Source organism: Mesorhizobium sp. M5C.F.Ca.IN.020.32.2.1, assembly GCF_004023105.1.
In the GTDB taxonomy this organism is placed as follows: Bacteria; Pseudomonadota; Alphaproteobacteria; order Rhizobiales; family Rhizobiaceae; genus Mesorhizobium; species Mesorhizobium wenxiniae.
The window spans coordinates 1-8,019 of record NZ_RZSX01000220.1 but is presented as its reverse complement, the minus strand read 5'-3'; the positions used below and the strand labels follow the sequence as shown (position 1 = coordinate 8,019).

Sequence of the window (8,019 nt, the reverse complement as noted above, 5' to 3'; positions counted from 1 at the left end):
CGCGTGTACGTGGCCGTGTCTGTTCCGCTCATTGCAGCGAACGTCTCGGAGCCGTCGGCAGTCGTACGCGAGGGTATCTCGGCGAGAGGTGCCTCGCGGACATAGTTGTAGTCGATGCCTTCCTCGCGCTGCTGCTCCTCGGTGAACGAAACGTCGAAGTCGAAATTGAAGTCGCCGCCGTGTGAGGACGCCCAGGGGAACGTCCATCCCATCCGCCGCTTGTACGCCTTCAGCTTCCCGAGCGGTGCCCGCGATACCGCCGAAAGCGTGACGTCGTGGTTGGCCAGGTGGATGACGAAGCCGTCGAATCCGTCCGCAATCGCCGAGCAGGCCGGACACCCCGCCGTGTAATCGGGCCCGAACATGAAGTGGTAGACGAGGAGCTGGGAGCGTCCTTGGAAGAGGTCTGCCAACGAGGCGCTGCCTTCATCGGTCTCGAATCGGTAATCCTTGTCGATCCGAACCCACGATAATTCCTGCCGCCGCCGCGCCACCTCATCGCTTTGTCGCGTGAGCTCCTTCTCCGCCTTGAGCAGATCAAGCCGCGCTGCCAGCCACTCCTCACGTGTTCCGGTTCTGTGTGTCGGCATCGTTCGTCTCCTTTCTCGATGTTCGCACCGTTTTCGATACGGCGCGTTTCGATACAGCGCGCTGGCTGTTGGTCCTGAGATAGATTAGGACCGGACATCGAATGGTGAGAGTTACAAATGTGACGGGATTCCGATGGACTCGCTGATCACCGCTGCGGCGCGCGCCCTCGCAACGGGTGATCCCCTCGGCGCTTTGAAGCGGGTCGCCCTGCGTGACGATGCGCCTGCGCTTGCGCTGCGCGGCATCGCCATGGCGCAGCTCGGCGATCTCGTTCGAGCAAAGGCTCTCCTCAAAAGTGCTGCGCGCGCCTTCGGTCCGAAAGAGGCCGTGGCCCGCGCGAGGTGCGTCGTCGCCGAAGCCGAGATCGCACTCGTCTCGCGTGACCTCGGGTGGCCGGCGAAGGCACTCGACGCCGCGCGGGCGACGCTTGAAAAGCACGGCGACCGCTTTAATGCCGCGCATGCGCGCAATCTCGAAGTCCGGCGCCTGCTCCTGATCGGACGCCTCGACGAGGCCGAGCGCAGGTTGGCCGGGTTCGATCCCACACCGCTCCCACCCGCGTCGAGGGCCGCCCACGAGCTGGTGATTGCGGGGATCGCGATTCGACGCCTCCGGACCAAGGCGGCGCGCGCTGCGCTCGCTCGGGCCGAGCATGCCGCCCGCGAGGCGGACATCCCGGCGCTGACGGCAGAGGTCGAAAGCGCATCCCTCGTGATGAACACGCCCGCGGCGCGCCTGATCGCGCGTGGTGAGGAGCGCCCGCTCCTGCTTGAGGAGGTCGAAGCGCTGCTGGCGTCGGGGGCGCTCGTCGTCGACGCCTGCCGCAATATCGTGCGGGACGCCGGCATGATCGTCCCGCTCGCGACGCGCCCGGTCTTGTTCGCGCTTGCCCGCACGCTGGGCGAAGCCTGGCCCGCGGACGTGCCGCGAAGCACGCTCGTCGCCCGCGCGTTCGGCGGCAAGCACGCCGATGAATCGCATCGCGCCCGGTTGCGGGTCGAAGTCGGTCGGCTTCGCGCGGAGCTGCGGTCACTGGCGGATGTGAGCGCGACCAAGCGAGGCTTTGCGCTTAAGCCGCGCCGCCCACGCGATGTGGTGGTTCTGGCACCGCCCGTCGACGAGCAGCATGCAGCGGTGCTCGCCTTCCTCGCTGATGGCGAGTCGTGGTCGAGCTCGGCGCTCGCAATTGCGCTCGGAGCCAGCTCGCGCACCGTGCAGCGATCGCTCGAGCAGCTTGCGGCAGCAGGCAAGGTGCAATCGTTCGGTCGCGGGCGAGCGCGCCGTTGGATGACCCCGCCCGTGCCGGGATTCCCGACAATCTTGTTACTCCCCGGCTCACTATCTGGCTACTAGTGTCGGGATAATTCAACAGATCTGAGCCTGGAGGAGAAGCATGAAACGATCTGCAGCCGAAGTCCTCCGCGAATATGGACCCTTTCCGGGTGTCGACCAGGTGGCTGGGGTTACGTTCGACGGTCAGCATGTCTGGTTTGCGTCCGGAGACAGGCTGAACGCCTTGGATCCTGCGAGCGGGAAAGTGGTTCGCGCGATTGAGGTCGCCGCGCACGCAGGAACGGCCTTCGACGGTCAGCACCTGTTCCAGATCGCCGAAGATCGCATCCAGAAGATCGATCCCAACACAGGCCGCGTGCTCGCCACGATTCCGGCGCCAGGTGGCGGCGGCGACTCCGGGCTCGCCTGGGCCGAAGGCTCCCTTTGGGTGGGGCAGAATCGCGGTCGCAAAATCCATCAGATCGACCCGCAGACAGGGGCAGTTCTTCGCACAATCGATTCCAACCGGATCGTCACAGGGGTCACCTGGATCGACGGCGAACTCTGGCACGGCACCTGGGAAGGTGACGAGAGCGACGTCAGGCGGATAGATCCTGAAACCGGAAAGGTCCTGGAGAAGCTTGATATGCCCCCTGGAACAGGCGTGTCGGGACTCGAGTCCGATGGTGGCGATCAGTTCTTCTGCGGCGGCGGAAACAGCGGCAAGGTGAGAGCCATCCGCCGGCCCAGGCGAGGCTCCAAGGAGCGTTCATGAAGCTGAACCCACCGTTGCAACAGTTCGACGATGAAGCTGAGAGCGTCCCGCGGCAGGGAAAATCATGATCAGAAAGCAGCATCCCCTGAAAGGACCGAACAGGTTCAAGCTCGGCGTCTTCTCGATGAATGCCGATGGCGGCCTGGCAATGACCACCGTTCCCGAGCGCTGGCGCGCCCGCTGGGAAGACAACCTCAATGCTGCCTGCATCGCCGATCGCGCCGGCCTGGAGTTTCTGCTGCCGATCGCGCGCTGGCGCGGCTTCGGCGGTTTGACGCATGTGCGGGAATGGTCGTTTGAGACTTTCACCTGGGCGGCGGGTCTCGCCGTCGCGACGGAGAACATCGGTCTGTTCATGACGGTGCATGTGCCGCTGGTTCATCCGCTGCAGGCTGCAAAGGCGCTGGCGACCGTCGACCACATCTCCAACGGGCGTGCCGGCTTGAACATTGTCTGCGGCTGGAACCCGGACGAGTTCGCCATGTTCGGGCAGACGGTCGGCGACCGGACCTACGATCAGGCCGAAGAATGGATCAACATCATCGAGCGTGCCTACCAATCCAGGGAGCCGTTCGACTTCGGCGGCGAGTTCTATGATCTGAAGGGGGTTGTCAGCCGCCCGCCAAGCCTGCAGGCGCCGCGCCCGGTGACCATGAACGCCGCCTTCGGCGCACGGGGGCGCAACTATGCGGCCCGCCACTGCGACTATTTGTTTTCGACTTTTTCCGAAATCGCCGATGGCCGCGCGCATGTGGTCGACATCACCAACCGAGCGGCTGAAGTTGGACGCGAAGTCGGCGTCTATACGGTCTGCCACGTCGTCTGCCGCGAGACCCAGCAAGAAGCCGAGGATTATTACCGGCACTACGCGCTGGAATGCGCGGACGAAGGCGCGGTCGACGAGCATATGCGCAAGAAGAAGGAATTCGCGAACTCTCACGACGCGAAGGCCTTCACTGAGTATCGGCAAAGGTTCGCCGGCGGTGCTGGAACGTTTCCGCTCATCGGCACACCGGAAAAAATCGTCGACGATCTCACTGAAATCATGGACCAGGGTTATTCCGGCGCCGCCCTCACATTCGTCAACTACACCTACGAATTGCCCTTCTTTTGCGACCGGGTGCTGCCGCTGATGCGCCAGGCCGGGCTTCGCGTAAATTGATGCCAGCGGCCGACACTCCGACGACATGGGCGGATGGGCACGACGCCATTAATCCGCCTTCAAGCAGGCGATGCGGGCGGTGGCGGGCCCGGTCGCCATCCTCGCGTCGGAGCACGACGAGATCGGCTTTGGGGCATCACGGCGACCGCCGCCCTGGTCAGTCCGCACGCGGCGCACTATTCGACCCAGTCTTACGCTGAGGTTCGCAACAAGGTGTTTGCCGATGTCGCATCGTCCTGCGCGGTGGCAAGCCGGTATATCCGGTCAACCGAATATGACTGCTCTCGGCAGCAATTAGCTCAGCCCGGCTCCGGCTTGTCGCGGCGCTCGACGATGTAGATGTGGTCGGCCGCCAGAACCACATCGCCATGCTGGTTGATCACCTCGCAGCGCTCGATGACCCGGCCCGAATCTGGCCGCTTCGGGTCGTCCTCCTTGGCCGAAATGGTGGTGCGGGTCTTGATCGTGTCGCCAATGAACACCGGCTTGATGAAGCGCAACCTGTCGTAGCCGTAGGAGAAGGCGACCGGGTTGATGACGCTTGCCGTCAGCCCTACGCCGACCGAGAAGACCAGCGTGCCGTGGGCGATGCGCTGACCGAACGGCGTCGTCTTCATGAACTCGGCGTCCATGTGATGGGGAAAAAAATCGCCGGTATGGCCGGCATGAACGACGAAGTCGGTCTCGGTGATGGTGCGCCCGCTGGTCATGCGCGACGAACCGATCTGATAGTCTTCGAAATAGACAGTCTGCTCCATGTCAGGGCCTCGCCGCGATTGGTGTTGCCGGCGCCGCGCTCGATAGGTAGGCGGCCTCGACCAGCGCCATCGTGTTCCAGCCGTCTTCGACGGAACTGACGAGCTCGGTGTCCTCGCCTGATGCATAGCGATGCACATTGGCCATGCGGCCGACGAAGGCGTCGGGAAACCATTCGCCGATGAGTGGCACAGCAACCCAGTCAGAGCCTCCCTTCGGATAGATTTCAAGGATGTCAGGCTCGCCGCGCGGATAGTCGAGATTGAGTCCGAGTTTGAGATAGGCGGCGCCCTCGGTGCCGCAGATGCGGAATTCGCAGGCCTGATGTTTTCGGCCGAATTTGTGATCGTGATTGATCGACAGTGCGCATCGCACAGTGCCGCCATAGTCGAGGATCGCGCTGGTGCGCGTTTGCGCGACCTTGTGGCCGGGATGGCCGAGCGTCTTGGCGTGAACGCCCCGGGGATCGCCGAGCAATTGCCGGATCAGGTCGAGATAGTGGATCGAATGCATGGCGATCTCGACGCGCGGCGCCTTCACCAGAAACTCCCAGAGTTGCCACGGCGTCGCCAATGCCAGCCATGCATCGAAATCGACCACGTCGCCCAGCCAACCCTTGGCGATCGCATCCTTCAGCGCCAGCATCATCGGCGCGAAGCGGAGCTGGAAGTTCACCGCCGCCTTCAGTTTTTTGGAGCGGCAGATTTCGAGGATTTCGGTCGCCTCGCTGAGATCGCTGCCCATCGGCTTCTGGATCAGCGCCACTGCACCATCTGGCAACGCCCTGAGCACGCCGGCATGATGAGTCGGCGGCGTCGCCAGGTCGAAGACGGCGTCCTTGATCGCTGCGGCTTCCCCGACCGACCGGTAAGTGGCGACGCCCCATTTCTGCGCCAGTCTTTCCGCCTTGGTATGGTCGGGATCGAAAAGTCCGGCGACCGGAAAGCCGGCTTTTCCATAGGCCGGGAAATGCGCATCGCCGGCGATCGAGCCGGCGCCGAAAATCACGATCGGCCTCGGCTTCGATGGCTTCGCCCAGGACTGGGAGAGCGAGTCAGGATCAAGAGCGCCGTCAGTCATGATGGAAGACTTCGTCCATCGATGCCCACCACTCGCCCTCCTTGCGGGTCGGCAGCGGCTCCTGGCAAGGCATGCACAGCGCCCACCATTCCTGCGTCTTGGGATCGGCGGCCATCTTCGCCATGTCGGCGGCATAATCGGTGCCGTGGTATTCGAAAGTACTGAACAAAAGGTGCTCCGGCTCCTTAAGATAAATCGAATAATTCCTGATGTTGCAGGCGGAAATCATGGCAAGCACGTCAGGCCATACGGCAGCGTGAAGCCGCACATACTCGCTGACCTTTTCCGGCTTGAGGCCGAGCACCATTCCCATCCGCTGCATGTCCGGCTCCCTATTTTGTTATTTCGGTGGTGAATTCCGCAATGCTCTTCGCCTTGACGGCATCCCAATCCCAGTCGATGCCGATGCCGGGCTCGTCCGGTGCCAGTGCTTGGCCGTCCTCGATGCGCATTTTCTTGCCGGTTAGTTCATCGAGCTGGGGAATATACTCGACATATCGGCCGTTCTGAATGGCGCAGGTCAGGCTGACATGCAGTTCCATCAGGAAATGCGGGCAGACCGGGATATCGAATGCCTCGGCCGCATGCGCGACCTTCAGCCACGGCGTGATGCCGCCGATGCGGCCGACATCGACCTGCACGATCGAGCAGCCGCCTTTTTGCATGTATTCGCGGAAATGCCGGATCGAATAGAGCGACTCGCCGATGGCGATCGGCGTCGACGTCGCATTCGACAGCCGCACATGGCCGTCTATGTCGTCGGCCGGCAGCGGCTCCTCGATCCAGGCGAGGTCGAGATCGCGCAGCCGCTCCGCCCGGCGGATCGCCTCGTCGACAGAAAAGCCCTGGTTGCAGTCGGTCATGATCTCGTAGGATGAGCCGACTGCTTGGCGCACCGCGGTCAGCCGGGCGAGATCCTCGGAGCCGTGCGGCTTGCCGATCTTGACCTTAGAACCGCGAAAACCCTTTGCCTTGGCGGCGAGCGCGTCCTCGACCAGCGCCTCGGTCTCGATATGCAGCCAGCCGCCCTCTGTGGTGTAGAGCGGGCAGCGGTCCTTGGCGCCGCCGGCCAGCTTCCACAGCGGCAGGCCGAGCTTCTTTGCCCTGAGATCCCACAGCGCCGTGTCGATGGCCGCCAGCGCGATTGCCGTGATGGCACCGATCGTCGTCGCGTGGGTGGCGAATTCGAGCTCGTGCCAGATCGCCTCGATCATGTCGGCATCGCGGCCGATCAGCCGCGGCGCAAGGTGATCGGCCAGGAGCCGCATCACCGAGGAGCCGCCGGTGCCGATCGTGTAGCTGTAGCCGGTGCCGACCGCGCCGTCGGCGTCGGTGATGGTGACGATCGGCGTTTCCTGGCTGACAAAACTCTGGATCGCATCAGTGCGCTTGACCTTCGGCACCAGGTCGACCATCCGCAGTTCGGCTTTTTCGATCTTTGCCATGACGTTAACCTCGCAATGTCCTGCCGGTATCGGCAGAAAACAGATGGGCCTGCGACAGGTCCAGGCTCATTTTCACGCGGTCGCCCGCCTTTAGCTGTTTTGGATGACCATACGCGATACCCAGACACCGCCGTTGAATTCGGCGAACACCAGCGTCTCGTTGCCGAGCGGTTTGGTGACGATCATCGGCAACTCCGGCTGATGACGTCATCGAACTTGCCTGACGGATCGGCAGCAGAAGAATCGCCTGCATCAAGTGCGAGCAGCGCCACGCCGGCTGATAAGCCGTAACAGCCTGTCATTTGATTCCTCTCAAGGGTGCATCCAGGGACTCGTATTTCCAGTTCAGAGTTATTCATATATAGACAAAATATTCATGAAGGCGTCAAGTTGATAGTTCTTTCGGAAGCAGGTCATTGTGCATATATGAAAGGCGAAATTCACCGGGAAGTGACTATGGCAGGCGACGAGGACGACGACCGTTATCGCGCCCCGGCGCTCGACAAGGGGCTCGACATCCTCGAGCTTCTGGCCGGCGTCGACGGCGGCCTGACGCAGGCGGAAATCGCCAAGAAACTCGATCGCAGCCCCAACGAATTCTATCGCATGCTCGACCGGCTGGTGCGACGCGGCTACGTCACGCGGCCAGACGGCGACCGTTATTCGCTGACGCTCAAGCTGTTTGGCCTAGCGCAGCTGCACGCGCCGGTGCGGCGGCTGGTGTCCTATGCGACGCCGCTGATGCGTGAACTTGCCGAATCCTCGCAGCAGGCAAACCAGCTTGTCGTCTTCGACCGCGGTTCCGCAGTGGTGATCGCACAGCAGGAAGCGCCGGACTACTGGGGCATTTCGATTCGCGTCGGCTCGCATATCAGCATGTTCGACACGGGATCCGGACATGTGCTGCTGGCGTTCCGCTCGCCGGAAGAGCGGCAGAT

9 protein-coding genes are annotated in these 8,019 nt (G+C 62.8%); 4 read left to right on the top strand and 5 right to left on the bottom strand.

Going from position 1 to position 8,019, the window contains the following annotated elements:
• A partial coding sequence (locus EOA86_RS13460) for a DUF899 domain-containing protein (RefSeq protein WP_164891733.1) occupies positions 1–590 on the bottom strand: 590 nt, incomplete at its 3' end.
• Between the two features lie 133 nt (positions 591–723).
• Here EOA86_RS13460 and EOA86_RS13455 point away from each other — a divergent pair.
• From EOA86_RS13455 to EOA86_RS13445, 3 genes are all read left to right on the top strand, one after another.
• Positions 724–1,944, top strand: a complete 1,221-nt coding sequence (locus EOA86_RS13455; protein WP_065007091.1) for a DNA-binding protein — start codon at positions 724–726, stop codon at positions 1,942–1,944.
• A gap of 40 nt (positions 1,945–1,984) precedes the next feature.
• Entirely contained in the window at positions 1,985–2,638 is a 654-nt protein-coding gene (locus tag EOA86_RS13450) for a PQQ-binding-like beta-propeller repeat protein (protein WP_128342103.1), read from the top strand.
• A gap of 67 nt (positions 2,639–2,705) precedes the next feature.
• Positions 2,706–3,800 (top strand): LLM class flavin-dependent oxidoreductase, encoded by a 1,095-nt coding sequence (locus tag EOA86_RS13445; protein ID WP_128342105.1) that lies wholly within the window; start codon positions 2,706–2,708, stop codon positions 3,798–3,800.
• A 299-nt stretch (positions 3,801–4,099) separates the two neighbouring features.
• Here EOA86_RS13445 and EOA86_RS13440 read toward each other — a convergent pair whose 3' ends face one another.
• The 4 genes from EOA86_RS13440 to EOA86_RS13425 are packed head-to-tail and all read right to left on the bottom strand — an operon-like array spanning position 4,100 to position 7,081.
• Positions 4,100–4,558: a MaoC/PaaZ C-terminal domain-containing protein gene (locus EOA86_RS13440; RefSeq protein ID WP_065007093.1), complete on the bottom strand. Its 459-nt coding sequence runs from the start codon at positions 4,556–4,558 to the stop codon at positions 4,100–4,102.
• Position 4,559: 1 nt separating this feature from the next.
• Complete coding sequence (locus EOA86_RS13435; protein ID WP_128342102.1) at positions 4,560–5,636, bottom strand: Gfo/Idh/MocA family oxidoreductase; 1,077 nt, start codon at positions 5,634–5,636, stop codon at positions 4,560–4,562.
• The gene (locus EOA86_RS13430) at positions 5,629–5,958 is read right to left on the bottom strand and encodes an L-rhamnose mutarotase (RefSeq protein ID WP_065007095.1); all 330 of its coding nucleotides are present in this window, start codon (positions 5,956–5,958) and stop codon (positions 5,629–5,631) included. Before EOA86_RS13430 ends, EOA86_RS13435 begins: the two co-directional genes overlap by 8 nt.
• 10 nt (positions 5,959–5,968) lie before the next feature.
• Positions 5,969–7,081: a mandelate racemase/muconate lactonizing enzyme family protein gene (locus EOA86_RS13425; protein ID WP_128342100.1), complete on the bottom strand. Its 1,113-nt coding sequence runs from the start codon at positions 7,079–7,081 to the stop codon at positions 5,969–5,971.
• 426 nt (positions 7,082–7,507) lie between these two features.
• Between EOA86_RS13425 and EOA86_RS13415 the strand changes: the two genes are divergently transcribed.
• Positions 7,508–8,019: IclR family transcriptional regulator (locus tag EOA86_RS13415; protein WP_164891732.1), on the top strand; the 512-nt coding region annotated here is incomplete at its 3' end.